This is a genomic window from Enterobacter sp. EC_50, assembly GCF_019584525.1.
Lineage (GTDB): Bacteria > Pseudomonadota > Gammaproteobacteria > Enterobacterales > Enterobacteriaceae > Enterobacter > Enterobacter roggenkampii.
The window spans coordinates 142,944-169,856 of sequence record NZ_VDAF01000009.1 but is presented as its reverse complement, the minus strand read 5'-3'; the positions used below and the strand labels follow the sequence as shown (position 1 = coordinate 169,856).

The window sequence follows — 26,913 nt, the reverse complement described above, 5'->3', positions numbered from 1 at the left end:
TGGCACGGCTGGGACGGAAGTCGCTGTCGTTCTCAAAATCGGTGGAGTTGCATGACAAAGTCATCGGGCATTATCTGAACATAAAACACTATCAATAAGTTGGAGTCATTACCGGTGGATATAAATTAATTTCGAAACCAAAAACACCATTGAAATATGAAATATTGCCAAATGAAGTGAAAGGCGTGATTTATGTTGCAGATATAGAAATTGACTTATAGATATGATGTGCTGATGCGACCTGTGCTCAATTTTTTGACAAATAATAGCCATAGAAAGTCCGATCTTGTCACAGCGCGGATCGGCTCGAAGATCGATGTCCGCTGTGAGCGTAGAGCGGAAATTGTCTTTATGAATGACTTTTACATTGCCAAATAAATTATTATTTTCCGCTTTTTCTGGTTAATCACGAACACCATCATAATCGTTAAGTATTTGCATTAACATTATTCTTGGTATGTCTTTTGTGGATATTCTGAAACTGGTACTCAGGCGCGAGGCAATCATAGCGGAAGTAATTTTATTATCATCGTAGGCGATGGTCATATGCTTTCCGATATTCTGTCGGGTCATGTCCGACAACCTTTTGCCACATTCATCGGAAAATCTAAAGACTAAATTCTCTGCACCTATCTCATCCTTCTCTACATAATCAATTGTCTTTACACATCCAGAATCAAACAAAGTTTTCTCATTACCGACCGAAAAAATAAAACTCCCTTTTGCTGCAGTCGATGTCAATGGCACAAGCACCACGAGTAACAACACCCCAAATTTGATTTGCATCTTCTTCTCCTTTTATTTGTTGACCTGCTCCCCATAAATTAACATATCTCAACATTATCCACGTCTGCTTTTGGCACAAAGCAGACATTCATATTCACATCTATCATCTTCCCCCTCTTTCGCCCCACAGCCACGCTAGCCCATTACTTTGCCGAACGGAAAAACAGTGGCCGTTAACCCGGCCCCTCGCTCCCCGCCGCCAGCAGCGGCACCACCACGTCGCTGATGGGCACCGCAATGCCGTGTTTGCGGCCGTAGCGCTGGATCACGCCGTTGCGGATGTCCCACTCCATCGGGCGATCCGCCTGACGGTCAGCGAGAATCGACGTGCCGAGGTCCTCAGGCGCGCGCTGAAAGTTCGCCAGAATCTCCTGCGCCACGTCATCGGCCAGCTTCGCCCCCTCGGCGCGGGCGACAGTAAGCCCTTCCCGCAGATAGGCCAGCGAAAGTTCGCTGATATCCTCGCGCCTGAACATCCCGGCACGGCGGTTAGCGAGCACCATGAGCCCGGCGACCGCGTTTTGCAGCAGCTTGCGCCAGGCGACGGTGGGAAAATCAGCCGACAGTTCAACTTCACAGCGCGTACCGCGAAGCGCCTCGACCACCCGCTGCGCCTGAGGCTCGTCCGGCAGCGTCAGGCGCGGCTTCGCCCGTAGCCAGACGGAGGCATCCGGCTCGCGCTGCGCCGGGAACCAGACCACCGACGGCAGCACAGTCGCGCCACTGACCAAAGGCTCAAGCTGAGCCTTCTGCTCTACGCCATTTTGCAGGGCACAGACCACCGTATTTTCATCGCACAGCGCGCGCAGCCACCCGGCGCTGTCGGCATTTTGCGTCGTTTTTACCGCGATAAACACGAGGTCAACGGGGCGCGTGATGGCCGCTGGATCGGTTAATACCGGACCGGGTACCACCGTTTCACCCTCATCGTGACGCAGGCGTAATTCCGGATGCGCGGTCCGTCCGCAGAGCAGCGGCGTGCGGCCCGCGTCATGCAACACCGCGGCAATGGTGGTGCCAATCGCACCGGGACCAATCAGCGCAATGGTTGGATAGTCAGACATGAGTCACTCCCCTTTTGCTAAGCCTGCTATCAGTTATACCACCCTGAGACGAGCGCGCCACACCCGTTGTCTATACTCAACATTCACAGACAACGGAGTGCGCCATGCCTTTACCCGATTTTAAATCCTCTGAACCGTTCACCCTTGGCATCGAGCTCGAACTGCAGGTGGTTAACCCGCCGGGATACGACCTCAGCCAGGACTCCTCCGCGCTCATTGCCGCCGTCAAAGACGACATCAAAGGCGGTGAAGTCAAACACGACATCACCGAAAGCATGCTCGAAATCGCCACCGGCGTGTGTCAGACCATCGATCAGGCGGCGGCGCAGTTCTCGGTGATGCAGCAGAGCATCCTGCGCGCGGCGGCGGAGCAGCACATTCAGATCTGCGGCGGCGGGACGCATCCGTTCCAGAAGTGGCAGCGCCAGGAGGTGTGCGACGACGAGCGCTATAACGTCACGCTGGAGCGCTTTGGCTATCTGATTTTGCAGGCGACGGTATTCGGCCAGCACGTGCACGTCGGCTGCCGGACCGGGGATGACGCCATTTACCTCCTGCACGGCCTGTCGCGCTTTGTACCGCACTTTATTGCCCTGGCGGCCGCCTCGCCGTACATGCAGGGCACCGACACAAAGTTCTCCTCGTCGCGGCTCAACATCTTCTCCGGGTTCCCGGATAACGGACAGATGCCGTGGGTCAACAGCTGGCAGGAGTTCGAAGGGCTGTTCCGCCGCCTGAGCGCCACCAGCATGATCGACAGCATCAAAGATCTGCACTGGGATATTCGCCCCAGCCCGCATTTTGGCACCGTGGAGGTGCGGGTGATGGATACGCCGCTGACGCTCGGCCACGCGATTAACATCGCCGGGCTGATTCAGGCCACGTCGCACTGGCTGCTGACCACGCGGCCGTATAAGCATCAGGAACGGGATTTTCTGCTCTACCGTTTTAACCGTTTTCAGGCGTGTCGCTACGGGCTGGAGGGGATCCTGACGGACGTGCACACCGGCGAGCACAAAACCGTGGCGGAAGATATCGCCTGGCTGCTGGAGCAGGTGGCGCCGTCGGCCGAGAAGCTCGGCGCGACAAGCGCAATCAATGAAATTGCCCTGCTGTTAAAGCAGGGCAAGAGCGAGGCGCAGCGCATGCGGGACTTTATCGCCGACGGCGGCTCGCTGATTTCTCTGGTGCAGAAACACTGCGAGCTGTGGGCGACGAGTCCGTAAGGCCGTGGCCCCACTCCCGCAGGCGCTGGAACAGCACGAACAGCGCGGGGATGAACAGAATCCCCACCACGGTCGCCACCAGCATGCCGCTGAAGACCGTGGTGCCGATGATGCGGCGGCTCTGGGCGCCCGCCCCGGTCGCCAGCATCATCGGCAATACGCCGATAATGAACGACACGGCGGTCATCATCACCGCCCGGAAGCGGCGCGAGGCCCCTTCCCGCGCGGCATCGACAATCGCCATTCCGTCCATACGCCGCGCGCGGGCGAACTCGACGATAAGAATCGCGTTCTTGGCCGCTAGCGCGATCAGCAATACCAGACCAATCTGCACGTACACGTCGTTGGCGTAGCCCGCCAGCCACAGCCAGACCAGCGCCCCACCGAGGGCGAACAGCACCGAGAGCATCACGCTTGCCGGGAGCGTCCAGCTCTCGTACTGGGCGACGAGGAACAGCCACGCCATCACCACCGCCGCCAGCACGATCCAGATCGCCTGATTGCCGGTCTGCTGTTCCTGGTACGACATGCCGCTCCAGGCGTAGTCGTAGCCGGCTGGTAGGCTCTGCGCCAGAATCTCGCCCATCGCCGCCATGGCGGTGCTGCTGCTCACTCCAGCCGCTGCCGAGCCGCTCACCGACACGGACGGGAACTGGTTGTACTGCTGGAGGAACGGCGCGCCGACGGTTGGCGTGATGGTGACGAGGTTGCTCAGGCGCACCCGCTCGCCGCTGTTGCTGCGCACGAACAGCTCGCCGATCTGCTCGGCGCGCTCGCGCCACTGCATCTCGTTCTGCATTACCACGTGGTAGACGCGGTTGTTGATGCTGAAATCCCCGGCGCGGGTGCCGCCAAAGGCGGTTTGCAGGCTGCTGAAGATGCGCGATACCGGCACGTCGAGGCGGGCGGCGCGCTCGCGGTCAACGGTGAGCGTCATCTGCGGCACGTTGCTGCTCCAGGTGGTGAACACGCGGCTCAGCTGCGGGTGCTGGTTGGCTTTCGCCAGCACCTCACGCGTCACGCGCTCCAGCTCCGCCGGGCTCTGCCCCGCCTGAGACTGGATACGCAGGTCAAAGCCCGAGGCGTTGCCCAGCCCCGGCAGCGTCGGCGGCGCGAAGGTCATGATGGTCGCCTCCGGCAGGGCCAGCAGCTGGCGCTGCAGGGTACCCATCACCTCATCCAGCGGCGGACGCTCGCTCCAGTCTTTGAGCATGATGGAGATAAACCCGCCGTTGGAGGCGCTGGTGCCGTTGAGGATGTTAAACCCGGAGACCTGAATCACGTCTTCCACCGCCGGATTTTGGGCGATCAGCTCCCGCGCGGTGGTCATCACCGCTTCGGTGCGCTCCAGCGAAGCCGCTTCCGGCAGCTGAACGCTGGCGAAGAAGTAGCCCTGGTCCTCCTGCGGCAGGAAGCCTTTTGGCATCGACATAAAGCTGAACAGCACGACGGCCGCCGCGCCTGCGGTGGCCAGCAGCGCCAGCCACGGGCGCAGGTTTAAGACCTGCACGATACGGGTGTAAAAACCGCGCGTGGCGTCCAGCCCGCGGTTGAAGGCGCGGTAAACCGCCGCCGGTTTCTCCGGGCGCGGACGCAGCAGCATCGCGCACAGCGCGGGCGTCAGGGTCAGCGCCACCAGGCTTGAGAGCGTCACGGCCGTCGAGAGGGTCACCGCGAACTGGCGGTACAGCTCGCCGACAATCCCCGGCAGCAGCGCCACCGGCACAAACACCGCCAGCAGCACCAGCGTGGTGGCAATCACCGGCCCGGCAATCTGGCGCAGCGCCAGCGCGGTCGCCGCCGTGCGGCTCTGCCCTTCCGCCATCAGCGTTTCGACGCTTTCCACCACCACGATGGCGTCATCTACCACCATGGTCAGCGCCAGAATGATGGCGAACAGGCTCAGCGTATTGGCGGAGTAGCCGAGCGCGTAGAGCACCGCAAAGGTGCCCACCAGCGACACCGGAATGGCAAGCGCGACAATCAGCGTCGCGCGCCAGCTTTGCAGGAACAGGGAAACGACCACCACCACCGCCAGCATCGTGAGCGCCAGCGAGACGCCGATCTCTTTAATGGTGGCGGCAACGAAGGTGGTGGTGTCGAATTTCACCTCATAGACCAGGTCGTCCGGGAAGCGCGTCGAGAGGCGCTCCAGCTCCCCGCGCACCGCGTCGGCCACGCGCAGGGCGTTGGCGGACGGCGTCGGGTAGATACCCAAATAGGCGGAGTCGTGCCCGTTCAGCTGCGCGCCGGAGCTGTAGCTGCGCGAGCCGAGCTCGATGGTGGCGACGTCCTTCAGGCGCACCAGCTGGCCCATCTCCCCGGCGCGAATAATGATGTCGGCAAACTCGTCGGCCTGGCTTAAGCGCCCTAGCCCGTTGATGGTCAGGGTCTGCTGCTGGCCGTTAAACACCGGCGGGGTGCCCACCTGGCCGGCCGCCCCCTGTACGTTCTGCTCGCGCAGCGCCTGCGCCACGTCATCGGTGGTGACGTTCAGGGCGTTCATGCGGTCCGGGCGCAGCCAGATGCGCATGCTGTAGTCGCGCGCGCCGAACATCTGCACCTGCCCGACGCCCGGCAGACGCGACAGCGCCTCGCGCACCTGGGTGCTGGCGTAGTTGCTGACGAACAGCGGCGTGTGGGTGTTATTCGGTGAGTAAAGACTTACCCCCATCATCAGGTTAGTGGCCCGCTTGCGCACCTGCACGCCGTTTTGCTGCGCCTCGGTGGGCAGCTGCGCCACGGCCTGCGCCACGCGGTTCTGCACGTCGATGGCGGCAAGATCCGGATCGGTCCCCGCCGCAAAGGTGATGTTCAGGCTGTAAGTGCCTTCGTCCGAGCTGGTGGACTCCATGTAGAGCATATGGTCCACGCCGTTCAGCTGCGTCTCCAGCGGCGTGGCGATGGCCTCCGCCACGTCAGCGGAGCTGGCCCCCGGCCAGCTGGCAGAGACGTTCACCACCGGCGGCGCGATCTGCGGGTACTGCTCCACCGGGATAATCCTCAGCGCGATGGCCCCCAGCAGGGTGATGACCAGCGCAATCACCATCGCGAAGCGCGGGCGTTTGATGAAAAACGTCAGCATGATGGCTCCTTAATTGAGTATCTGGACGGCAGCGCCGGGCTTCACGCGCTGCGCGCCGTCAGTAATCGCTCGCTCGCCGGGCTTCACGCCAGAGGCAATCTGGAACTGCTGGCTAATCTGACCAGCCACGTTCAGCGGGCGCATTTCGGCGTTGCCGTCGGCATTAACCACCCAGGCAAAGAAGCCGTCGCCGTTCTGCTGGACTGCGGCGGCGGGGAGGGTCAGCACCGGCTGCTCGCTTGCCGGGCGCAAAAACACGTTCACATTGCCGCCGGGCAGGAGCTGATGGCGCGGATTGGCAAACTCGGCGCGCAGCATCACGCTGGCGGTACGCGGGTCAATGCGGTTATCCACTGACGTCAGCTCGCCGCTGATGCGCTGGCCGTTGCTGTCGATCAGCGCCTGCCAGGCACGCTTCATGGCGTTAATATCCGCATGCTGTCCGGCTTTGGCGGCAAACGCCCCCTCTTCCAGCGCAAAGGCGATGCGGATCGGGTCAAGCTGCACCACCTCCACCAAAACGCCGCTCGCCGGGTTGACCAGGCTACCCACGTGGAAGCTGCTGTGCCCCACGCGGCCGTCAATCGGCGAGGTGATGCGGGTGTAGCTCAGGGTGACGCGGCGGGCGTCGAGCCGGGCCTTCGCCTGATCGAGAGCGGCGCTGGCGACGTCGCGCTGCATGCGGGCGTTGTCCACGTCGTGACGGCTGATGGCGTTGCTGCTGCCGAGGCTTTCAAAGCGGGAAAGCTGCTGCTGCGCCTGGCGCAGCGTGGCTTCGGCGCTTTTCACTTCGGCCTGCGCCAGGCGCAGGGCGGCGCGCGGCTCGGCGTCGTCCAGCTCAAACAGCACGTCGCCTTTTTTCACGTACTGCCCGTCGCGGAAGTGGATTTTGGCGATCGCGCCTTCCGTGCGTGCCCGTAGCTCAACGGTGTGAATGGCTTCGATGCGGCCCGGGATCTGGCGCTCGGCGGCGTGGGCGGTTTGCTCCACGGTGGCGACGCGAACGGGAATGGCGGCAGCGAATGCGGGTGGCAGAGTGCAGGCGAGGAGCGCGAACAGGAGTGGGAGTTTCATGGGAGTACCTCAGGGTTGTTGCCCTCACCCCGGCCCTCTCCCACAGGGAGAAGGAGGTCAGAGTCCCCTCTCCCCGTGGGAGAGGGTTAGGGTGAGGGCAAAAGGTTATGCAGCCTTACGGAACCTGCGGGTCAGCCGCTTCTCGATTTCGACGACGAAGAACATCACGCCTGCAACGGCCAGGGTCACAAACCAGTAGCGCAACGGCAGTGCTTCGGTGCCGAACAGCATCTGCATAAACGGCAGGTAGATAATCGCCGCCTGGAGCAGGAACAGCACGCCCGTCACCAGCCAGATCCCTTTGTTCGCCAGCAGGCCGCGGTTGAGGGAGAACCCTTCGGTGTTGCGGCAGTTAATCATGTATACCCACTGGGCGCAGACCAGCATCTGCAGCAGCACGGTGCGGATGAACTCCGCGCTGTGGCCGCGCGGGGCCAGCCAGGCTTCCAGCGCAAAGGCGGCGATGGCAATCATGGTGCCGACGAAGGCCACGCGCCAGACGGCGTAGGCGTCCATCACGTGCTGCCCGGTCTGACGCGGCGGACGGCGCATGATGTTGCGCTCGGCGGCTTCAAAGGCCAGGCCGAAGGAGAGCGTGGCGGAGGTCGCCATGTTCATCCACAGAATCAGCACCGGCGTCAGCGGAATGATGTTCCCCGCCAGCAGCGCAATCACGATCAGCAGCCCCTGCGCCAGGTTGGTCGGCATGATGAACAGGATGGTCTTCTTCAGGTTGTCGTAAACGCGACGCCCCTCTTTCACCGCGCTGGCGATGGTGGCGAAGTTATCGTCCGTCAGGACCATGTCCGCCGCCTCTTTGGTCACTTCCGTGCCCTTAATGCCCATCGCAATGCCCACGTCCGCCTGACGCAGCGCCGGGGCGTCGTTCACGCCGTCACCGGTCATGCCGACAATTTCACCTTTGTCCTGCAGCGCTTTCACCAGGCGCAGCTTATGCTCCGGGCTGGTACGGGCGAAGATGTCATACTTCACCGCGGCTTCCGCCAGCGCGGCGTCGTCCATCTTCTCCAGCTCATAGCCGGTGACCGCCTGCTCGCTGTTGCTGATCCCCAGCATCTGCCCGATGCTCATTGCCGTCTGCGGGTGATCGCCGGTGATCATCTTCACGCGGATCCCCGCCTGCTGGCAGGCGTTAATCGCGTCAATGGCTTCCGGGCGCGGCGGATCCATCATCCCGGCGATGCCGAGGAAGATCAGGCCGTGGCTCAGATCGTCGTGCGTCAGTTCCTGCTCGCCGTTCGCCGGCTTGAACGCCGCGGCGACCATGCGCAGCCCCTGACGCGCATAGCGCTCCATCTCACTTTCCCAGTACGCGCGGTTGAAGGCTTCCGCACCGTGACGGGTCTGCTGCTGCGCGCAGAGGGCGAAAATGACGTCCGGCGCCCCGGTGATCAGGATCTGCTCCTCACCGCCAATCTGGTAGTGGGTGCTCATGTACTTGTACTGCGAGTCGAACGGGATTTTGTTAACCAGCGTGGTCGTGACCGGCTCAAGGTTGGCCTTCGCCGCCAGCACCTTCAGCGCGCCCTCGGTCGGCCCACCGGTAATGCCCCACAGCCCGCGATCGTCCTGAATCAGCTGGCTGTCGTTACACAGGTCGATGGTGCGGAGGTACTGCTCCAGCACGGTACCCGGCTGGATCTGCACCGGCTCGTCGCTGCCTTCCAGGTATATGTTACCCACCGGCTCGTAGCTGTTGCCGTCCACGCAGTAGCAGGCGTCGGCGGTGATGATGGCTTTGACTGTCATCTCGTTCATGGTCAGGGTGCCGGTTTTATCCGAGCAGACCACGGTCATCGCGCCAAGCGTTTCCACCGTCGGCAGCTTGCGGATAATCGCCCGCTTGCGCGCCATCGCCTGCACACCCAGGGAGAGGATGATGGAGATAATCGCCGGCAGACCTTCCGGTACGGAGGCGACCGCCAGGCTGATCAGGGAGAGCAGCAGCTCGCCCATCGGGATCTCGCGGAACGCCAGGCTGAAGACAAACAGCGCGGCCATCATCGCCAGAATAATCGCAAAGATCGCCTTACCCAGCTTGTCCATCTGCACCAGCAGCGGCGTGCGGTGCTTCTCGATCCCCGCCATCATCTGGTTGATGTGGCCGAGTTCCGTATCCTGACCGGTGGCGGTGACCACGCCGACGCCGCCGCCCGCGCTGACGGTCGTTCCGGAGAAGACCATGTTGGTGCGATCGCCCAGCGGTAATTCGCCGCTCAGCGGATTAACGTGTTTATCCACCACGGTGGATTCACCGGTCAGAATCGCCTCTTCCACGCGTAAATTATGCGCTTCAGTTAAACGCATATCCGCCGGAATACGATCTCCCGCGCGTAATACAATAATATCGCCCGGGACTATTTCAGTTGTGGGAATTGTTTCATGGTTGCCGTTACGAATAACGCGCGCCTCGCTGGCGAGCATATTACGAATACTCTTCAGGGATTTTTCCGCGTTGCTTTCCTGAATATGGCCAATTAAGGCATTGATTACCGCCACGCCCAAAATAACCAGCGTATCAACCCAGTGGCCCATTACTGCCGTTAATACGGCGGCGGCCAGCAGGACATAAATCAGGACATCATTAAAATGGGCCAGGAAACGCAGCCAGGCGGGTTTCCCTTTTTTCTCCGGCAGCGCGTTCGGCCCTGTTTTTTGCAGACGCGCCTGCGCCTCTGCACGATCCAGGCCGCTGGCCTGGCTCTGCGCGTGTGCAAGCACCTGCTCTACGGTCTGCTGGTATGCCAGCCCGCCGGAAGGCGGCACGTTCGGAATCACTTTTTTTTCAGTCATCGTATTTTTCCTTCAATTTCCGGTGAACAGAAGCCTGAATTCCTTTCGGGCTTAAATAAATTCATTTTAAAGTCTTCCGGGTAAAATTGATCTACCGCAATATAATGACTTCTCGGTTATTCAAAACTGATTAAAACTATTTCGATGATCTGATTTTTACAAAATATTTCTAAACCAAAACTAAACGAGGGGGAACCATGTGGGGTATTTATCGCGGGCGCAGACTGGTGTTATACGTTATCGCGGCCATTGTTATTGCCACGTTAATTGGTTATAGCACCTATACATTTGTAAAATTATTTTCCTGAGACGGACGTTTATTTACACTACGCGATAATTATTTAATCGCGTCTGGGATATTTATCTTTTTCTGTTAATTATTCACAGAATAGCGCATTCGTTTTATCCGTAAACGTGCGCCGGGTTTATATTGCTTTACGTTCCGGGATGCCGGACAATGACATTTTTAACTGACGATTAACATTACGATGAAACACCCGCTAGAATCGCTGCTCACGGCAGGCGGCATTTTATTGCTGGCACTGCTTTCATGCCTGCTGCTCCCTGCGCCTTCGCTTGGGCTGGTACTGGCGCAGAAGCTGGTTCAGACCTTTCACATGGTCGATCTTAACCAGCTCTATACCATTCTGTTCTGCGTGTGGTTTTTACTGCTAGGGGCGATTGAATTCTTTGTGCTGCGTTTCGTCTGGCGACGCTGGTTTTCACTGGCGTCGTGAGCCCATAAAAAGGCCGGGTGGCGGCTACGCCTTACCCGGCCTACACGAGACAGGTTAATGTGTCTGGCTATGGTTCTCTTTACGGTACGCGCCAGGCGGCTGGTTGAACGTGCGGGTAAAGATGCGAGTAAACGTCTGCTGCGAGTCAAACCCGTAACGCAGGCAGATGTCGTACACCCGGGCGTCGGATTCACGCAGATCGCGCGCCGCCAGCAGCAGCTTGCGTTCACGGATATAGCGCCCCAGACTCTCCCCTTTGTACTGCATAAACAGCCGCTGCAGGTGCCACTTCGAGTAACCCGCGTGGCGGGCAATCTCTTCTATTCGTAATGGCTGGTGCAGATTGTCGTCGATCCATTCGACGATAGTGTCGATGACTTGAGCGGAAATGGTCATACTGCTGTCCCCCTCTGCTTCTCGCTTAAACATTATTCCCACCACGCACGAAAGGTTTGCGCGGTGTCGCTTACCCGGACGGGCTCGCCCAGTTCCGGCGTCAGCAACCGATAATTTTTATCCTGGCTGGCTTTTGCCAGCTGGATCAGCGGATCGTTCCAGGCGTGTTTCGCCAGCACGAAGCGTCCGTTATGCCCGGGCACCACGGCTTTCGCGTTCAGATCCGCCGAGGCCTGCGCCGTTTCCTCCGGCAGCATATGGATGTACTTCCAGTCCTGGTCGTACTGGCCGTTTTCCATGATGGCGACGTCCACTTCGCCAAACTGTTCACCGATGGCCCTGAAGTGCGGGCCGTAACCGGAATCCCCGCTGTAGTAAACCTTCTGCTCTGGCGTGACGAACATAAAGCTGCCCCACAAGGTGCGATCGCGTTTGATGCCGCGGCCGGAGAAGTGACGCGCCGGCAGAACGTGCACCGTCAACGCATCGCTGATGCGCACCGACTGGTTCCAGTCGCGTTCGTCAATAATCTCGGGCTTCATCCCCCAGTAACGCAGGTGGGAGCCGACGCCCAGCGGCGTCACCACCCGCTTCACCTTCGGCAGTAGCGCCCTGATGGTGGCGTAATCCAGATGATCGTAGTGATCGTGCGAGATAATCAGCAGGTCGATCGCCGGCATGATTTCTGCCCGCCACGGATACTCGCCGGCAAAAGCCTTATTGAGGAACGAGAACGGCGCGGCATAGTTGCCAAGAACCGGATCAATCAGGATGCGTTTGCCCGCGAGCTGCAGATACCACGAGGAGTGACCAAGCCACACCAGGGTGTCCTGCTCCAGCGGCAGGCTCGCAAGATCGGTTTTCACCAGCGGCAGCGGCTGGGCCGGGCGAGCGTTTTCGGTTTTTTTGGTCAGAAACTCCCACATCGCGACCAGCATATTTTTGTCACCGTTATAACCCGGCGTCGGCAGCGTATTGTGGAATTTCCCCTCGCGATACTGTGGAGAGGCCTCCACTTCAGTAAGCCGTTCACCCTGCGGCGGCTGGCCGAATCCGGCATTCAGAACAAACGGTAAACTCGCGGCTGAAGCAATAATCATGATTAACACCACGCAGATGAAGAGAGGTTTTTTCATATCCTGACCCGAAAACGCGCCCCATCCGATAGCGTGCGCAGGGTAAACTTGATTATGAGTGAGTAAGCACTCATTATAGATATGATGATAAAGTCGTCAAGACGTTTTCGATCTTTGACATTCCGCGTTGCAGCGTGTCAAAGCACGTGTTTCAATCAGGGTTTTTATAATTGACAGGAGGAAAAATTTAGTGGCACGTCCGAAGAGTGAAGATAAAAAACAGGCCTTACTGGACGCCGCAACCACGGCGTTTGCACAGTCAGGTATTGCCGCCTCAACGGCGCTCATTGCCCGTAAGGCGGGCGTCGCCGAAGGCACCCTGTTCCGCTACTTTGCTACGAAAGACGATCTGCTGAATGCCCTCTATCTGCACCTGAAGCAGGATCTCTGCCAGACCATGCTGGCGAACCTCGATCGCACCATCACGCTGCCCAAAGAACATACCCGCAATATCTGGAACAGCTATGTGGACTGGGGTATTCGTAACCCCGTTGCCCATGCGGCGATCCGCCAGATTGGCGTCAGTGAAAAGCTGAGCGCCGAAACGGAACAGGCGGTGAAAGAGATGTTCCCGGAGCTGCATGAGCTCTGCCGCCGCTCGGTGCGTCAGGTGTTTATGTCTGATGAATTTAAAACGTTTGGCGATGCGCTTTTCTTATCGCTGGCCGAAAGCACGATGGAATTTGCCACCCGCGATCCGTCCCGCGCCTTTGAGTTTAAAGCGCTCGGCTTTGAGGTAATGTGGCGCGGGCTTGCCCAGGAAGAGAGCGATGGACAGTAAAACGTTGCAGGAACACGCAAAACGCGTGGCGCTGGAACTGCCGTTCACCGAACACTGCTGGCCGTTTGGGCCGGAGTTTGACGTGTTTAAAGTGGGCGGGAAAATTTTCATGATTGTGGCCGTCGCCCACGGGCGGCCGCACGTTAGCCTGAAGTCAGACCCGGAAAAATCGCTGTTAAATCAGCAGATTTATCGCGGCGTTGAACCGGGCTATCACCTCAACAAAAAGCACTGGATTTCCCTTTACGGTACGGACGACGTGACGCCGGAACTGGTTACCGATCTCATCAATGATTCCTGGCATCTGGTGGTGGATAAACTGCCGAAAAAAGACCAGAAGTGGATCCGGCCGGTCTGATTGTTCGTCTGAGACGAACAGATTAAGCGCTCGAATTGCCCTTATCTTTTTCCGCGTCCCGCTGTAATCTGCTCACCTTTCGCGCCCGCACGCGGGCGAATTTCATCATCAGGAGTTGTTATGGATATCATTTCTGTTGCGCTGAAACGCCACTCCACCAAGGCGTTCGACGCAAGCAAAAAACTGACCGCTGAAGAAGCGGAAAAAATCAAAACCCTGCTGCAGTACAGCCCGTCCAGCACCAACTCCCAGCCGTGGCACTTTATTGTCGCCAGCACCGAGGAAGGAAAAGCGCGCGTGGCGAAATCCGCGGCGGGCACCTATGTGTTCAACGAACGCAAAATGCTGGATGCTTCTCACGTGGTGGTGTTCTGCGCGAAAACCGCGATGGACGACGCCTGGCTGGAGCGCGTTGTCGATCAGGAAGAAGTCGATGGTCGCTTTAATACCCCGGAAGCGAAAGCGGCAAACCATAAGGGCCGTACCTACTTTGCCGACATGCACCGCGTGGATCTGAAAGATGACGACCAGTGGATGGCGAAGCAGGTTTACCTGAACGTCGGTAACTTCCTGCTGGGCGTGGCTGCGCTGGGCCTGGACGCGGTACCGATTGAAGGTTTCGACGCCGCGATCCTCGACGAAGAGTTTGGCCTGAAAGAGAAAGGCTTCACCAGCCTGGTGGTGGTGCCGGTTGGGCATCACAGCGTGGAAGATTTCAACGCCACGCTGCCGAAATCTCGCCTGCCGCTGAGCACGATTGTGACTGAGTGCTAAACAAAACGGGCCGCTCTGTGCGGCCCGTTACGCTTTACTGATGACTAACCTGCGATGTGGGTGCACATCACGATCGTGTCCCCAGGCAAACGCAATCCAGCGCTCTTCCAGCTCGGCATATGAGCTCACCGGCGTTAAGTGCCACTCTTCTCCTACCGTACCGTCAGCCACGCTTATCCGATAATTCATGCTGAACGCCCAGTCTATCATGCGTAACCAAAACCGCTGTCCGTCGCCGGTTTGTTCGCTGTCAGACACAACAATGTCGTATTCGCTTAGCACCCATTGAAAGAAGGATTGTGGTAAACCACTTATAACCCGCTGATGGACAGCGCGTGGCGTACGCCACACCATGACCTGTGTCGCAGCACCGTGGGGGAACGTAATTTCTTTATGAAACGTCAGCTTGACCGCATACGCCGTATAGGGTTTTCCGTCCTCGGTGGTCACGAGACGGTATTCATCGCCGTAGCGCGATTTTAACAAGCGATATCCCACAGGCAGCATAAATCCGGGCAGATGAAAATCCACCGTACCCCGCGCAAGAAACGCTTCGGTATGTTCGACGTTTCGGGAGATAAGGCCTAATTTTTGGCTGAAATCTGCGAAATCAATCATCAGTGGCGACATGGTGGTTTCTCATGACGTGAGTATAGACGACTTAACACCCCGTCGAAATGATGTCGATTCAGTGATGGGTTTAAGTTAATCCCCACATTACGCCAGTCTTCTCCACTTAACAGAGACGGCTTTTATTCCCTGAAAACCCCTCGCAAAAATTATTTCCCCTGCGCCGCCAGCCACGCCATCGCCCGCTCTCCCGCCTCATCCACCGGCAGATACACCAGCAGCCGCGATCCGTTTCGCGGCGCGGAATACCAGTACATCTGCTGCAATGTAAAATCCCCCAGCTCGGGATGGGTAAACAGCTTGAGCTGGTTCTCCACGCCGCGCACGTCGTTGCGCTGGTGCCACAGGGTTTTAAACTCTTCGGACACTGCAAAGAAGCGCGCCAGCTTGGCCTCCCAAAGCGGATCGCCCCGGTGTTCGGCCATCGCCGCGCGGAAATAGGAGACAAAGATGGGCAGCACGTCGTCGCGTCTGCCGAGGCGCGCGCGCCACGCCGGATGCGTGAGGAACAGATAAATACAGTTGCGATCTTCGGGAGGGATGTCATTGAAATCGACACCCATCAGATGCCCGAAGCTGTCGTTCCACGCCACGATATCGAAGTTCGGTTTCTGAATGCTGGCGGGTTTCGGCATCAGCGTATCCAGCAGGCGTCGGGTGCCTTCGCTAATGCCCTCGCAGCAGACCGCCTGCGGCGCTTCACCCGGCGGTAAACCTGCTAACACAAACAGATGTCGGGCCTCGGTCGGGGTACATTGCAGCGCTTTTGCCACGGCCGCCATCACCGCGCTGGACGGATTGACGTCCCTGCCCTGCTCAAGCCAGGTGTACCAGGTGACGCCCACATCAGCGAGCATCGCCACCTCTTCCCGGCGCAGGCCCGGCGTGCGGCGGCGACCGCTGCGCGGCAAACCTAAGCGCTGCGGATCGAGACTTTCCCGCCGGGCGCGTAAAAATGCCCCGAGCTGTTTTCGGGTGTCATCCTGACGTGAAACGACCGGTTCAGACATCAGCGCCATAAATCCCCCTGCATGGTAGTGCCAGTACCAGTATAAGCAAGAACTGGTACCCGTTTATCTGATGGTAGATGCTACGACCATCTGTTGAATGACGCAATGGAGTTACCATGAATACGTCAGTTGTTTCACCGGGTCGCGCTGGCCTGATACTGCTGTTAACCGGCCAGATGCTGCCGATGATTGATACCTCAATCACTAACGTAGCGCTGGACGCCATCACCCATTCACTGCATGCGACCGCTACCGAACTGGAGCTCATCGTCGCGCTCTACGGCGTGGCCTTTGCCGTCTGCCTCGCGCTCGGCAGCAAGCTGGGGGATAACTTTGGCCGTCGTCGTCTGTTCATGTGGGGTGTGGCGAGCTTTGGCCTGGCCTCGCTGCTGTGCGGAATGGCGGGGAACATTGAACAGCTGCTCGCCGCGCGCATCGTTCAGGGCGCGGGGGCCGCACTGATCGTGCCGCAAATTCTTGCCACGCTGCACGTCACGCTGAAAGGCACCGCCCACGCCAAAGCCATCAGCCTGTTCGGCGGCATCGGCGGGATTGCGTTTATCGTGGGGCAGATGGGCGGCGGCTGGCTGGTATCGGCGGACATCGCCGGGCTGGGCTGGCGTAACGCCTTCTTTATCAACGTGCCGATTTGTCTGGTGGTGCTGGCGCTGAGCCGCCGCTACGTGCCGGAAACCCGTCGCGAGACGCCGTCACGCATCGACTGGCCGGGTACCGCGCTGCTGGCGGTCATGCTTTGCTGCCTGCTGTTCCCGATGGCGCTCGGCCCCCAGTGGCACTGGTCGTGGCCGCTGAAGACGATGCTGCTCGCCCTTGTCCCGCTGGCCTGGCTGATGGCGCTGAACGCGCGCAAAAAAGAGCGTGAGAATGCCCACCCGCTGATCCCGCCGCGCCTGCTTGCGCTTCGCAGCGTGCGCTTTGGCGTCCTGATTGCGATGCTCTTTTTCAGCGCCTGGTCCGGGTTTATGTTCTGTATGGCGCTGACCATGCAAACCGGTCTGGGGATGGCGCCGTGGCAGTCCGGGAACAGTTTTATCGCCCTTGGCGTGACCTACTTTGTTTCGGCGTGGTTCGCGCCGCGGCTGATTGCCCGCTACAGCACCAGCACTATTCTGCTGACGGGTCTGGCGATCCAGATTACCGGCCTGCTGGCGCTGATCGCCACGTTCCGCGTTTGGGGCATGGAGAATACCACCCTGACGCTGGCACCCGCGACCGGACTGGTGGGCTACGGGCAGGCGCTGATCGTGAACAGTTTCTACCGCATCGGGATGCGCGACATTCAGCCTGACGACGCGGGAGCCGCGAGCGCTATTTTAAGCACCCTGCAGCAGGCCGCACTGGGCCTTGGCCCGGCCATTTTTGGCGCCATTTTGCTGCACGCGCTTCAAAACCATCACGGGGATTACACCCAGGCGGTGAACGTCTTCCTGATGGTGGAAACAGGTATGATGGGGGTACTTGCTCTGGCGACGCTGCGTATCCGCCATAGCCTGTGCCTGCCGGTGGCGAAGATCTGTCAGGCCGCCAAATAAGTTCGTGAATTTGCATAATAGATCCGCAGCCGCCATTATGGGGCTGCAAAAATACAGGAGACGTTATGCAGGAATTGATTGCTCAGGTTGAAGAGTTAGGCATTGAAATTAATCACACCACCTCTTTAGTGATTATCTTTGGTATTATTTTTCTTACCGCCATCATCGTTCATTTTATTCTGCACAAAGGGGTACTTCGCGCATTCGAAAAGCGCGCGCAGGCCAGCAGCCATTTATGGCTGCAGATCATCACCCAGAATAAATTATTTCACCGTCTGGCCTTTACCCTGCAGGGGATAATCGTCAACGTCCAGGCGGTACTGTGGCTGCAAAAAGGCAGCGAAGCGGCGGAAATACTCACCACCTGCGCGAAGCTGTGGGTGATGGTCTATGCCCTGCTCTCCTTCTTCTCGCTGCTGGACGTGATTTTCAATCTGTCGCAGAAAATGGCCACCGCGTCGCAGCTGCCGCTGAAGGGGATTTTCCAGGGCATCAAGCTGGTGAGCGCCATTCTGGTGGGGATATTGATTATCTCCCTGCTGATTGGCCAGTCTCCGGCGATTCTGATCAGCGGTCTGGGCGCCATGGCCGCCGTGCTGATGCTGGTGTTTAAAGATCCGATACTTGGACTTGTAGCGGGTATCCAGCTTTCCGCCAACGATATGCTCAAGCTCGGCGACTGGCTGGAGATGCCGAAATACGGTGCCAACGGCACGGTGACGGATATCGGCCTGACCACCGTGAAAGTGCGCAATTTCGATAATACGATTACGACCATTCCGACGTGGGCGCTGGTCTCCGACGCCTTTATCAACTGGAGCGGCATGTCGGCCTCCGGCGGACGACGCATTAAGCGCAGCCTGAACATTGATACCACCAGCATTCATTTTCTCGACGAGCAGGAGCAGCAGAAACTCATTCAGGCGAAACTGCTGAAGCCTTATCTGGCCGCACGCCATGAGGAAATTAGCCTGTGGAATCAGAAAAACGGTGAAGGGGAATCGGTATTAAACCTGCGCAAGATGACCAATATCGGCACCTTCCGCGCCTACCTGAACGAATATCTGCGCAACCACCCGCGCATTCGTAAAGATATGACGCTGATGGTGCGTCAGCTCGCGCCTGACGCGAATGGCTTGCCGATCGAAATATATGCCTTCACCAACACGGTGGTCTGGGCGGAATATGAGGAGATTCAGGCCGACATCTTCGACCATATTTTCGCGGTGGTGGATGAATTTGGTCTGCGTATTCACCAGTCGCCGACGGGGAACGATATTCGCTCCCTGACAGGCGTTATTGCCATATAATCAGGTGCTGGCGCGGGAAATAAAGCGCCAGTCCATCATCACCCTTTCCGTGGGCGCGTCCGGGTTGTCGATCTTATTTAAGAGCAGATCGACCGCCTTGCGCCCGATATCCCGCGACGGCTGTTCGATGGTGGTGAGCGAAATCATGTCCGCCAGCTCCGTACCGTCAAAGCCGACCACGGCAATATCCTCTGGCACCCGAAGACCTGCCTGCTGAATGGCGCGCAGCGCGCCCGCCGCCAGCGTATCGGAAACGGCAAATACCGCATCCGGCGGATTATTTTTTAACAGGTTTTGCATCGCCGCCATGCCCGCCCCGGAGCTGAGATCGCTGGCATACTCCACCGCCTGATAGTCCAGATCCCGCAGGTGGATCACGCTCTTGTAGCCGCGTTCGCGCAGGCGGGCATATTTGTAGCTGAGATCGTGGTTGATCATCGCGATACGCTTGCGGCCGCCGTCGGCCAACTGGCTGACGGCATGCTGTGAAGCGTCCACATCATTGATGCCGACGCAGGAGACCGCACCCGCATCGGCATATTCGGCGCACTGCACCCACGGTGCAGAACCAATCAGCGCGGCAAGTTCCGGCAGCTTCGAGAAGGCGTCCATGGTGATAATGCCGTCGACGATTTTGCCGGAGAGCAGGCTTAAGCCCGAGCGGGAGCGCTCGATGTCCGAGCCGGAGTTGCACAGCAGAATGCGGTAGCCGTTTTTCTCCGCCTCGGCTTCGATGCCCTTCACCACTTCGGCGCAGAACGGGTTGGCAATGTTGGACACCATCACCAGGATCATATAGCTGCGGGCGGTGCGCAGCTGACGGGCGAGCAGGTTTGGCTGGTAGTTGCTCTCCTGAATCGCCTGCAGAACGCGCTCGCGGTTTTTCGCCTTCACGGTGTCGCTGTTATTCAGCACGCGGGAGACCGTCGCCACGGAGACCCCGGCCAGCTGAGCGATTTTCTGAATTGACATAGCGACGACACATCCTGCGGTTAGCGTTTTGTGCAGGCTACCATAAATTTATTGCCCGGCGAACCGGGCAACGCGTTATTGTTCCACGCGCACCCAGCGCTGCTGCTGATGGCTTTTCACAATAGCATCAATGATATACATCACGTTTGCGCCATCGTGAAACGTCGCAAACTGCGGCGTATCCGGCATCGCGCCCGCCTGCACGGCGCGGTAGAACTGCGCCATCATATTTTTGAAGGCGTCCGGCCAGCCTTCGATATGTCCGCCGGGGAAGTGGGCGCTGTCGGCCACGTCAGGGTTCATCAGGCCCGGATCGTCGGTGAGCGTCTGGTTGGCCTGCGCGCGATGGCCGATCCACAGCTGCTGCGGCACCTCCTGGTCCCACGCCAGCGAGCGCTCGCTGCCGTTGATCTCAAACGTCAGGCGGTTTTTACGCCCGGCGCTCACCTGCGAGATGCTAAAGCAGCCCTTGCTGCCGTCGTCAAAGCGGAACAGCACCGAGCCGAAGTCTTCGGTCGTGACCGGTTTGTCTACATACTCCGCCTGCTCGTCGTGGGAGAAGGTTTGATTCCCGACCTTGCTGGCCCTGCGCGTCGGCCAGACGATGGATAAATCAGCCATCACCTCGGTAATGCGCCGCCCGGTAACGAACTGCACCGTATCGCACCAGTGGGAGCCGATATCCGCCACCGCGCGCGATGCGCCGCCGAGCGCGGCATCCACCCGCCAGTTGTAGTCGGTTTCCAGCAGCATCCAGTCCTGTAGGTAGCTGCCGTGTGAGGCAAAAATCCGCCCGAGGCTGCTTGCGCGCATCATGCTCGCCGCCTGACGCACCATCGCAAACTGGCGATAGACAAAGCTCACGCCATGCACCACGCCCGTCTGCTCCGCCAGCGCCACCAGCTCGCGCGCCTCCTCAGGGATCATGCACAGCGGCTTTTCGGAAAACACGTGCTTGCCCGCGCGCAGGATCTGGCGGTTAATCTGTGCATGCAGGTGGTTCGGCGTGCAGTTGTGCACCACGTGCAAATCAGGGTGCGCGAGCAGCTTCTCAACGCTGCCGTACGCGTGCGGTACGTTTAGCAGGCGCGCCTTTTCCTGCGCTTTAACGAGCGAGCCGTCGCACAGCGCGACCACCTGAACAAACCCAAGGCGCCTGAGCGCCTCGATATGTGCCGGGCCAATAAACCCGCTGCCGACGATCCCGACGTTAATCATGGCTGCCCCCTGCGGCGAAATCGTCAAACGCGCGCCCGGCAACCGGAATGATGTGGCGGCGGATAAATTCGCTGCCTTCACTCGCCCCGGTATCGCCATCCTTCAGGCAGCACTCCCACTCCAGCACCGCCCAGCCGTCGTAGTCGTACTGGGTCAGCTTGCTGAAAATGCCCTTAAAGTCGATCTGCCCGTCGCCGGGCGACCGGAAGCGTCCGGCGCGGTTGATCCACGGCTGGTAGCCGCCGTACACGCCGCTGCGCCCGTTCGGGCGGAACTCCGCATCCTTCACGTGGAACGCTTTAATACGCGCATGGAAGATGTCGATAAAGGTCAGATAGTCCATCTGCTGGAGCAGCATATGGCTTGGATCGTAGAGAATGTTGCAGCGCGGATGGTTGTCCACCAGCGCAAGAAAACGCTCGAAGGTGACGCCGTCGTGCAGATCTTCCCCCGGATGCAGCTCAAAGCAGACGTCCACGCCCTGCTCGTCGAAGGTATCCAGTATTGGCCGCCAGCGGGTCGCCAGCTCCCCGAACGCTTCCTGAAAACGCTGTTCGTTATGCGGCGGCCACGGGTAGAAAAACGGCCAGGCCAGCGAGCCGGAGAAGGTGGCGTGCGCTTTCAGGCCTAATCTGGCCGAGGCGACCGCCGCCTGTTTCAGCTTCTCCGTGGCCCACGCCCGGCGCGCCGCATCGTTACCGCGCACGGACGTGGGCGCGAAGTGATCAAACGCGTCGCTGTAAATCGGGTTTACCGCGACAAGCTGCCCTTCCAGATGGGTCGACAGTTCGCTGATAACCAGCCCGTGCGCGGCCAGCTTAGCGGTGATGTCATCGCAGTAGGCCTGGCTCTCAGCCGCTTTCTCGACGTCAAAAATATGCGGATGGTTGCAGGGGATCTGCACCGCTTTATAGCCCTTTGAAGCCGCCCACCCTGCAAGCCCGTCGAGCGTGTTGAACGGTGCTTCCTCGCCGATAAACTGCGAGAGAAAAATGCCGGGTCCTTTTATCGTCCTCATACCACCTCCTGAACGTTACGCCTTGTCATCGTCATACTTAAACGTGAGAAGGAAAATCAGCGCGATCGCCGCGGCAGCTACCGCCGGGATCCACCAGAATGTCACCCACGCCTGCGGCACGGTCTGCCCTGCCACCAGGCGGTTATAGAGCGCGCCGGAAATCTGCGAGCCGAGCAGCATGCCGATGCCGTAGGTGAACATCACGATCATGCTCTGGGCCTGGCCTTTCACCTTTTCGCCCGCCACGCGGTCGGTGTAGATAAAGCCGACGACAAAGAAGAAATCGTAGCAGACGCCGTGGAGCAGGATGCCGAGATACAGCAGGATGCGCCCCTCCTCGCTGACGCCCAGCGCGAACATGGCGTAACGCACAAACCACGCCAGCATGCCGATCAGCAGCATGACCTTCACGCCCAGACGGCGGAACAGCAGCGGAATAACCAGCATGAAGACGATCTCGGACATCTGCCCGAAGGACATGGCGGTGCTGACGTCGGCAATTCCCGCATCCGCCAGATACGAGGCGGTGTAGGCGTAATAGGTGCCGAGCGGGACGGAGATCAGCATCGCGCAGACGGAGAAGACGAAGAAGTGGCGGGTTTTGAGCAGCGCAAAGGCATCCGCGCAGAAGAGATCGCGCACCTTCACCGGCAGGCCTTTCGCCGGGGCTGGCGTGTGCGGCAGCGTCAGGCTGTAAAGCGCCAGCAGCACGGAACTGGCGGCCGCCACCTGGAAAATGGTCACGCTGGACGCCACGCCGGTGACGCCGATGAAAATGCCCGCCACGATCCAGCCGATGGTGCCGAACACGCGCACCACCGGGAAGGTTTTATCCACGTTCGCCAGGCTGTGAAACGCGATGTTGTTGGTCAGCGCCAGCGTCGGCATGTAGCAGAGCGTGTAGCCAAACAGCAGGCCAATCAGCAGCGCGCCGTTCTCGGCAATCAGCGCCCCCGGCACGAACCAGAGGATCGCCGCGCCCGCCAGGTGCATCACCGCCATCACCTTCTGCGAGGCGAAGAAGCGGTCCACCAGCATGCCGAGCACGAACGGCGAGAGAATGGAAGCGATAGGCCCGGCGGAGAACGCATCGCCAATCAGCAGAGACATGTTGTGCTGGGTCATCACCAGGCCTAGCGTAACCGACCAGCTACCCCAGATAAAAAACTGCAGAAACATCATCAGCGACAGCCGCGGCACCAGCAGCCGATGCTGCGCTATCGTCTTTTCACTACTTTCAGTTGACACCATAATAAGCCTCACCCGGAAAAAAGTAATCGATTACAAATCAATTCAAATGAAAAAGTAATCGATTACAAAATAAAGATCCTGTGGATCGAAACAGATTTGGGAGGGGGGTCACGATAAAGATGAAGCAGTGTTTTGTAGGCCCGGTAAGCGCAGCGCCACCGGGCGTGAAGGCAGGTGCGGTCTGGTTTGGTGCGGTCTGTTGCCCTCACTCCGGCCCTCTCCCACAGGGAGAGGGAGAAAAACGGGCTACTTTTTACGTGAGAGCTTAAACGCGATAAACAGGAACACCACCCACACCGGCAGCAGCATCGCCGAGAGTCGCATCTCATCCATGGTGCACATCAGCACCAGAATCAACGCCAGGAACGCGATACAGAGGTAGTTCCCCGCCGGATAGAGCAGCGCTTTGAACTGCGTTTCGCGCCCCTTGCGGCGCATCGCGGCGCGGAATCGCAGGTGCGCGAGGCAGATCATGATCCAGTTCAGCAGCAGCGTAGCGACAACCAGCGCCATCAGCAGGCCGAAGGCCTCTTTCGGCAGCAGATAGTTGATCAGCACCACCAGCGAGGTAATCGCCCCGGAAAGGAACAGCGAGTTCACCGGCACGCCGCGACGGCTGACGCGGGTGAGGAATTTCGGCGCGTTACCCTGCACGGAGAGACCAAACAGCATGCGGCTGTTGGAGTAAACGCCGCTGTTATAGACCGACAGCGACGCCACCAGAATGACGAAGTTCAGCGCAGAAGCCACCACGTTGCTGTTCAGATCGTGGAAAATCATCACGAACGGGCTGCTGTCGGATTTCACTTCTACCCACGGGTAGAGCGCCAGCAGCACCACCAGCGAGCCGATATAGAACAGCAGGATACGGTACACCACCTGGTTAACCGCTTTCGGAATGCTTTTATGCGGGTCGCGCGCTTCCGCGGCGGTGATGCCAATCAGCTCCAGCCCGCCGAAGGAGAACATGATCACTGCCAGCGAGAGGATGAGCCCTTTCCAGCCGGTCGCCAGGAAGCCGCCGTGCTGCCACAGGTTGTCGATAGTGGCCCGCTCGCCGCCGTGGCCGGAGAACAGCAGCCACAGGCCAAAGCCGATCATGCCGATAATTGCCAGCACCTTGATCAGCGCAAACCAGAACTCGGTTTCACCATACAGGCGCACGTTGACGAGGTTAACGGCGTTAATGATGATGAAGAAGGCCGCCGCCCAGATCCACGTCGGGACATCCGGCAGCCAGTACTGCATATAGATGCCTGCGGCGGTCAGCTCCGCCATCCCGACCAGCACGAACATCACCCAGTAGTTCCAGCCGGAGAGGAAGCCTGCGAACGGGCCCCAGTATTTATAGGCAAAATGCGCGAAGGAGCCTGACACCGGCTCTTCAACGACCATCTCGCCAAGCTGGCGCATGATCAGGAAGGCGATAATCCCGGCGATACCGTAACCCAGCAGCACCGCCGGACCGGCCATCTGAATAGCGGGGCCGATGCCGAGAAAGAGCCCGGTACCGATTGCGCCGCCAAGGGCAATTAACTGAATATGTCGATTTTGCAAACCACGTTGCAGCGTCGGATTCTGATCCGACGAGGCTTCAGCGCTACCATGGCCTGAAGCGGATGACGCGTCTTTCACGTCCTACCCCTGTCTCTTTTTTAGAAGGGGCACGTTTTAACACTTCATGCTGGCGGTAGCAAGTTTAACGCCGGGGGCACGGCATGCCCCCGGCGATGCAAGGTTATGAGCCGATGATCCCGCCGTCCGCTTTGACGATGACCACCGTTGAGGAACGCGGGCGTCCGTTCGGGTTCACGTCTGGCCAGTTGGAAACAGCGCGAGGGTTAGCAGGGTCGGTGATATCATCCCCGCCCTCCCCCGGATGCTGAATGTTGATGAACAGCGTCCGGTTATCCGGCGTAAACGCAATCCCGGTAATTTCACACCCGCGCGGTCCGGTCAGGAAACGGCGGTACTCGTTGGTGCCCGGAATGGTGGCCACCATCTGGTTATTGCCCATCCCCTCGTAGGCTTTCTTATTGATGGTGCTGGAAGAGACGTCGGTCTGGATCCACAGCACGCCCTGATGATCGAACGACAGGCCATCGGGGCTGCCGAAGGCCGCCCCCTGCATGGAACCTTTAGCCTTCGGATCGTCGCTGTCGGTCCGCCCGCCCATCACCAGAATATCCCACTTAAAGCGAGCGGCAGCAGGATCGGCCCCCTCTTCGTGCCAGTGCATAATATGACCAAACACGTTATTAGCGCGCGGGTTGGCGGCATCAACCGGTGCCTTACCCTCCTTCCCGCGATCGCTGTTGTTGGTGAGCGTACAGTAGACGCTGCCGCTGGCGTGCGGGTCGACCGCTATCCACTCGGGGCGGTCCATCTTCGTTGCCCCCACGGCGTCTGCCGCCAGGCGGGTTTTAATCAGCAGATCGCCCTGGTTTTCAAACCCGTTGCTCTTATCCAGGCCATTTTGCCCGAAGATCAGCGGCAGCCAGTCGCCGCTCCCGTCTTCGTTGAAGCGGGCAACGTACAGCGTGCCGGACGTCAGCAGCTGCATATTGGCTTCACGGTTCGCGGGATCGTATTTTTTGTCCGAGACAAACTTATAGATGTACTCGAACTTCTGGTCGTCCCCCATATAGACCACCACGCGGCTATCGGCGGCAAGCGTGACGGCCGCCCCCTCATGCTTGAAGCGGCCCAGGGCGGTGTGCTTGCGCGGCGTGGAGGTCGGGTTGTAGGGATCGATCTCCACGACCCAGCCGAAGCGGTTAGGTTCGTTAGGGGTTTTATCAACGCTAAATCGCTCGTCCACCTCGTTCCAGCGGTAGGATTCATCGCTGTCGCTGATTCCGTAGCGTTTTTCCAGCGGGTTGAGATCGGTTTTTTTGACAAAAATATCCGACCAGTTCTCCTCGCAGGTGAGATAGGTGCCCCATGGCGTATGGCCGTTGGCGCAGTTCTGCATGGTGCCCAGCACGCGCTCCCCCTGCGGGTCGGCGGCGGTTTTCATTAAGTCCTGATGCCGCGCCGGGCCGGTAAGCTGCATCGGCGTATTGACGGTAATGCGGCGGGCATACGAAGACGGGCGAACCACCTGCCAGTCGCTGCCCGCTTTTTTCACTTCCACCATCGACACGCCCATCGCGTTCTGCCCCTTGCGGGCCTTGTCGAGGCTCCAGTTCGCCGTACCGTCGGTAAACAGCATCCCGTTGTCGATGTATTCATGGTTCATTGCCAGCAGGCCATGCTCCGGGTTTTGCTCCCCCTGCGGCAGGCTAAACCACGCCATGCCGTCATGATGCATGCCCGCCTGCGCAGCCTGTTCGTCCGCGGTGTTGCTGGCATCCGGCTTAAAGGCCGGCATGTTGTTTTTGAGCCCCGTCGGATCCCCCCAGCGATAAAACGGGCGGGCGATATAGCCTTCCGGCACCCTCACCGTATCTTCCGTGGAGACGTCGATGCTGGTAAAGCCCAGGGAAACCGCTTTTGCCAGCGCGGAAGGCTTTGATACCGCGGCAATCGCATTTTCGGGTTTGATCAGAAAGGGGAATGAAACGGCAGCGCCCGCCACGGCGCCCATCTGGAGAAAACGACGGCGGGAGAGGAACACCTCTGCAACCTCGGAGAATACCGGGTTCGCGCTGCGGTTAGCGATGTCGTCGCGATGTTCTTTTTTAAAAACGGATTTGAGGGGTCTGCCCATAGCGGCTT

23 protein-coding genes are annotated in these 26,913 nt (G+C 59.1%); 8 read left to right on the top strand and 15 right to left on the bottom strand.

What is annotated here, in order from left to right; genetic code table 11:
* Positions 1–98 (top strand): IS1 family transposase (locus FHC48_RS09910; protein ID WP_000851394.1); only part of this gene is annotated, 98 nt, incomplete at its 5' end.
* Positions 99–402: 304 nt separating this feature from the next.
* On the opposite strand, the gene FHC48_RS09905 is transcribed toward FHC48_RS09910, so the two are convergent.
* A complete protein-coding gene (locus FHC48_RS09905) occupies positions 403–786 on the bottom strand; it encodes a SecDF P1 head subdomain-containing protein (RefSeq protein WP_023326846.1) in 384 nt (127 codons plus the stop codon).
* 173 nt (positions 787–959) lie between these two features.
* Positions 960–1,850, bottom strand: coding sequence for an oxidoreductase (locus tag FHC48_RS09900; protein ID WP_059363359.1), 891 nt, complete (start codon positions 1,848–1,850; stop codon positions 960–962).
* A 104-nt stretch (positions 1,851–1,954) separates the two neighbouring features.
* Here FHC48_RS09900 and FHC48_RS09895 point away from each other — a divergent pair, with 104 nt between their 5' ends.
* Positions 1,955–3,076: a YbdK family carboxylate-amine ligase gene (locus FHC48_RS09895; protein WP_021242649.1), complete on the top strand. Its 1,122-nt coding sequence runs from the start codon at positions 1,955–1,957 to the stop codon at positions 3,074–3,076.
* Here the strand turns inward: FHC48_RS09895 and FHC48_RS09890 are convergent.
* The 3 genes from FHC48_RS09890 to FHC48_RS09880 all read right to left on the bottom strand — a co-directional run bounded on the left by FHC48_RS09890 (position 3,006) and on the right by FHC48_RS09880 (position 10,049).
* The gene (locus tag FHC48_RS09890) at positions 3,006–6,161 is read right to left on the bottom strand and encodes an efflux RND transporter permease subunit (protein ID WP_059363356.1); all 3,156 of its coding nucleotides are present in this window, start codon (positions 6,159–6,161) and stop codon (positions 3,006–3,008) included. The genes FHC48_RS09895 and FHC48_RS09890 overlap by 71 nt on opposite strands.
* Before the next feature lie 9 nt (positions 6,162–6,170).
* Positions 6,171–7,235: an efflux RND transporter periplasmic adaptor subunit gene (locus FHC48_RS09885; protein ID WP_059363354.1), complete on the bottom strand. Its 1,065-nt coding sequence runs from the start codon at positions 7,233–7,235 to the stop codon at positions 6,171–6,173.
* Between the two features lie 105 nt (positions 7,236–7,340).
* Positions 7,341–10,049 (bottom strand): cation-transporting P-type ATPase, encoded by a 2,709-nt coding sequence (locus tag FHC48_RS09880; protein ID WP_059363352.1) that lies wholly within the window; start codon positions 10,047–10,049, stop codon positions 7,341–7,343.
* A gap of 488 nt (positions 10,050–10,537) precedes the next feature.
* Between FHC48_RS09880 and FHC48_RS09875 the strand changes: the two genes are divergently transcribed.
* A complete protein-coding gene (locus FHC48_RS09875; RefSeq protein ID WP_013097677.1) occupies positions 10,538–10,786 on the top strand; it encodes a DUF1158 domain-containing protein in 249 nt (82 codons plus the stop codon).
* Positions 10,787–10,840: 54 nt separating this feature from the next.
* On the opposite strand, the gene FHC48_RS09870 is transcribed toward FHC48_RS09875, so the two are convergent.
* Together FHC48_RS09870 and FHC48_RS09865 are read right to left on the bottom strand one after the other, a co-directional pair.
* Positions 10,841–11,182 carry a RamA family antibiotic efflux transcriptional regulator gene (locus tag FHC48_RS09870; RefSeq protein WP_010428317.1) on the bottom strand — a complete coding sequence of 114 codons (342 nt, stop codon included), beginning with the start codon at positions 11,180–11,182 and terminating at the stop codon, positions 10,841–10,843.
* 32 nt (positions 11,183–11,214) lie between these two features.
* Positions 11,215–12,318 (bottom strand): MBL fold metallo-hydrolase, encoded by a 1,104-nt coding sequence (locus tag FHC48_RS09865; protein ID WP_021241583.1) that lies wholly within the window; start codon positions 12,316–12,318, stop codon positions 11,215–11,217.
* Between the two features lie 190 nt (positions 12,319–12,508).
* Here FHC48_RS09865 and FHC48_RS09860 point away from each other — a divergent pair, with 190 nt between their 5' ends.
* The 3 genes from FHC48_RS09860 to nfsB all read left to right on the top strand — a co-directional run bounded on the left by FHC48_RS09860 (position 12,509) and on the right by nfsB (position 14,231).
* The gene (locus FHC48_RS09860) at positions 12,509–13,099 is read left to right on the top strand and encodes a TetR/AcrR family transcriptional regulator (protein ID WP_059363348.1); all 591 of its coding nucleotides are present in this window, start codon (positions 12,509–12,511) and stop codon (positions 13,097–13,099) included.
* Positions 13,089–13,457, top strand: a complete 369-nt coding sequence (locus FHC48_RS09855) for an MmcQ/YjbR family DNA-binding protein (protein WP_023293103.1) — start codon at positions 13,089–13,091, stop codon at positions 13,455–13,457. Before FHC48_RS09860 ends, FHC48_RS09855 begins: the two co-directional genes overlap by 11 nt.
* A gap of 120 nt (positions 13,458–13,577) precedes the next feature.
* Entirely contained in the window at positions 13,578–14,231 is a 654-nt protein-coding gene (gene nfsB, locus FHC48_RS09850) for an oxygen-insensitive NAD(P)H nitroreductase (protein ID WP_059363347.1), read from the top strand.
* Between the two features lie 27 nt (positions 14,232–14,258).
* Here nfsB and FHC48_RS09845 read toward each other — a convergent pair whose 3' ends face one another.
* Positions 14,259–14,861, bottom strand: coding sequence for a hypothetical protein (locus FHC48_RS09845; protein WP_032663988.1), 603 nt, complete (start codon positions 14,859–14,861; stop codon positions 14,259–14,261).
* A 149-nt stretch (positions 14,862–15,010) separates the two neighbouring features.
* A complete protein-coding gene (locus FHC48_RS09840; RefSeq protein ID WP_008499383.1) occupies positions 15,011–15,880 on the bottom strand; it encodes a helix-turn-helix transcriptional regulator in 870 nt (289 codons plus the stop codon).
* A gap of 107 nt (positions 15,881–15,987) precedes the next feature.
* Between FHC48_RS09840 and FHC48_RS09835 the strand changes: the two genes are divergently transcribed.
* Both FHC48_RS09835 and FHC48_RS09830 read left to right on the top strand, forming a co-directional pair.
* Positions 15,988–17,424, top strand: coding sequence for an MFS transporter (locus FHC48_RS09835; protein ID WP_059363346.1), 1,437 nt, complete (start codon positions 15,988–15,990; stop codon positions 17,422–17,424).
* Positions 17,425–17,489: 65 nt separating this feature from the next.
* Positions 17,490–18,734: a mechanosensitive ion channel family protein gene (locus FHC48_RS09830; RefSeq protein ID WP_059363345.1), complete on the top strand. Its 1,245-nt coding sequence runs from the start codon at positions 17,490–17,492 to the stop codon at positions 18,732–18,734.
* Here FHC48_RS09830 and FHC48_RS09825 read toward each other — a convergent pair whose 3' ends face one another.
* The 6 genes from FHC48_RS09825 to FHC48_RS09800 form a co-directional block, all read right to left on the bottom strand.
* Positions 18,735–19,706 carry a LacI family DNA-binding transcriptional regulator gene (locus FHC48_RS09825; protein WP_059363344.1) on the bottom strand — a complete coding sequence of 324 codons (972 nt, stop codon included), beginning with the start codon at positions 19,704–19,706 and terminating at the stop codon, positions 18,735–18,737. It lies immediately after the preceding gene.
* A 75-nt stretch (positions 19,707–19,781) separates the two neighbouring features.
* Positions 19,782–20,924 carry a Gfo/Idh/MocA family protein gene (locus FHC48_RS09820; RefSeq protein WP_059363342.1) on the bottom strand — a complete coding sequence of 381 codons (1,143 nt, stop codon included), beginning with the start codon at positions 20,922–20,924 and terminating at the stop codon, positions 19,782–19,784.
* Positions 20,917–21,942, bottom strand: a complete 1,026-nt coding sequence (locus FHC48_RS09815) for a sugar phosphate isomerase/epimerase (RefSeq protein WP_059363341.1) — start codon at positions 21,940–21,942, stop codon at positions 20,917–20,919. The genes FHC48_RS09820 and FHC48_RS09815 overlap by 8 nt, the downstream gene beginning before the upstream one ends.
* 15 nt (positions 21,943–21,957) lie before the next feature.
* Positions 21,958–23,193, bottom strand: a complete 1,236-nt coding sequence (locus tag FHC48_RS09810; protein WP_021241592.1) for an MFS transporter — start codon at positions 23,191–23,193, stop codon at positions 21,958–21,960.
* A 246-nt stretch (positions 23,194–23,439) separates the two neighbouring features.
* On the bottom strand, positions 23,440–24,828 hold the full coding sequence (gene pheP / locus FHC48_RS09805; RefSeq protein WP_023343530.1) for a phenylalanine transporter: 1,389 nt from the start codon (positions 24,826–24,828) through the stop codon (positions 23,440–23,442).
* Between the two features lie 103 nt (positions 24,829–24,931).
* Positions 24,932–26,905, bottom strand: a complete 1,974-nt coding sequence (locus tag FHC48_RS09800) for a PhoX family phosphatase (protein WP_059363340.1) — start codon at positions 26,903–26,905, stop codon at positions 24,932–24,934.
* Positions 26,906–26,913: the final 8 nt, after the last annotated feature.

What these genes read in the sequence shown, in the direction of transcription:
- FHC48_RS09870 (WP_010428317.1), bottom strand. Translation starts at nt 11,182, where the DNA reads ATGACCATTTCCGCTCAAGTCATCGACACTATCGTCGAATGGATCGAC.
- FHC48_RS09830 (WP_059363345.1), top strand. Translation starts at nt 17,490, where the DNA reads ATGCAGGAATTGATTGCTCAGGTTGAAGAGTTAGGCATTGAAATTAAT.
- FHC48_RS09825 (WP_059363344.1), bottom strand. Translation starts at nt 19,706, where the DNA reads ATGTCAATTCAGAAAATCGCTCAGCTGGCCGGGGTCTCCGTGGCGACG.
- FHC48_RS09875 (WP_013097677.1), top strand. Translation starts at nt 10,538, where the DNA reads ATGAAACACCCGCTAGAATCGCTGCTCACGGCAGGCGGCATTTTATTG.
- FHC48_RS09900 (WP_059363359.1), bottom strand. Translation starts at nt 1,850, where the DNA reads ATGTCTGACTATCCAACCATTGCGCTGATTGGTCCCGGTGCGATTGGC.
- FHC48_RS09880 (WP_059363352.1), bottom strand. Translation starts at nt 10,049, where the DNA reads ATGACTGAAAAAAAAGTGATTCCGAACGTGCCGCCTTCCGGCGGGCTG.
- FHC48_RS09820 (WP_059363342.1), bottom strand. Translation starts at nt 20,924, where the DNA reads ATGATTAACGTCGGGATCGTCGGCAGCGGGTTTATTGGCCCGGCACAT.
- nfsB (WP_059363347.1), top strand. Translation starts at nt 13,578, where the DNA reads ATGGATATCATTTCTGTTGCGCTGAAACGCCACTCCACCAAGGCGTTC.
- FHC48_RS09885 (WP_059363354.1), bottom strand. Translation starts at nt 7,235, where the DNA reads ATGAAACTCCCACTCCTGTTCGCGCTCCTCGCCTGCACTCTGCCACCC.
- FHC48_RS09835 (WP_059363346.1), top strand. Translation starts at nt 15,988, where the DNA reads ATGAATACGTCAGTTGTTTCACCGGGTCGCGCTGGCCTGATACTGCTG.
- FHC48_RS09845 (WP_032663988.1), bottom strand. Translation starts at nt 14,861, where the DNA reads ATGTCGCCACTGATGATTGATTTCGCAGATTTCAGCCAAAAATTAGGC.
- FHC48_RS09865 (WP_021241583.1), bottom strand. Translation starts at nt 12,318, where the DNA reads ATGAAAAAACCTCTCTTCATCTGCGTGGTGTTAATCATGATTATTGCT.
- FHC48_RS09800 (WP_059363340.1), bottom strand. Translation starts at nt 26,905, where the DNA reads ATGGGCAGACCCCTCAAATCCGTTTTTAAAAAAGAACATCGCGACGAC.
- FHC48_RS09810 (WP_021241592.1), bottom strand. Translation starts at nt 23,193, where the DNA reads ATGGTGTCAACTGAAAGTAGTGAAAAGACGATAGCGCAGCATCGGCTG.
- FHC48_RS09890 (WP_059363356.1), bottom strand. Translation starts at nt 6,161, where the DNA reads ATGCTGACGTTTTTCATCAAACGCCCGCGCTTCGCGATGGTGATTGCG.
- FHC48_RS09815 (WP_059363341.1), bottom strand. Translation starts at nt 21,942, where the DNA reads ATGAGGACGATAAAAGGACCCGGCATTTTTCTCTCGCAGTTTATCGGC.
- FHC48_RS09905 (WP_023326846.1), bottom strand. Translation starts at nt 786, where the DNA reads ATGCAAATCAAATTTGGGGTGTTGTTACTCGTGGTGCTTGTGCCATTG.
- FHC48_RS09895 (WP_021242649.1), top strand. Translation starts at nt 1,955, where the DNA reads ATGCCTTTACCCGATTTTAAATCCTCTGAACCGTTCACCCTTGGCATC.
- FHC48_RS09840 (WP_008499383.1), bottom strand. Translation starts at nt 15,880, where the DNA reads ATGGCGCTGATGTCTGAACCGGTCGTTTCACGTCAGGATGACACCCGA.
- FHC48_RS09855 (WP_023293103.1), top strand. Translation starts at nt 13,089, where the DNA reads ATGGACAGTAAAACGTTGCAGGAACACGCAAAACGCGTGGCGCTGGAA.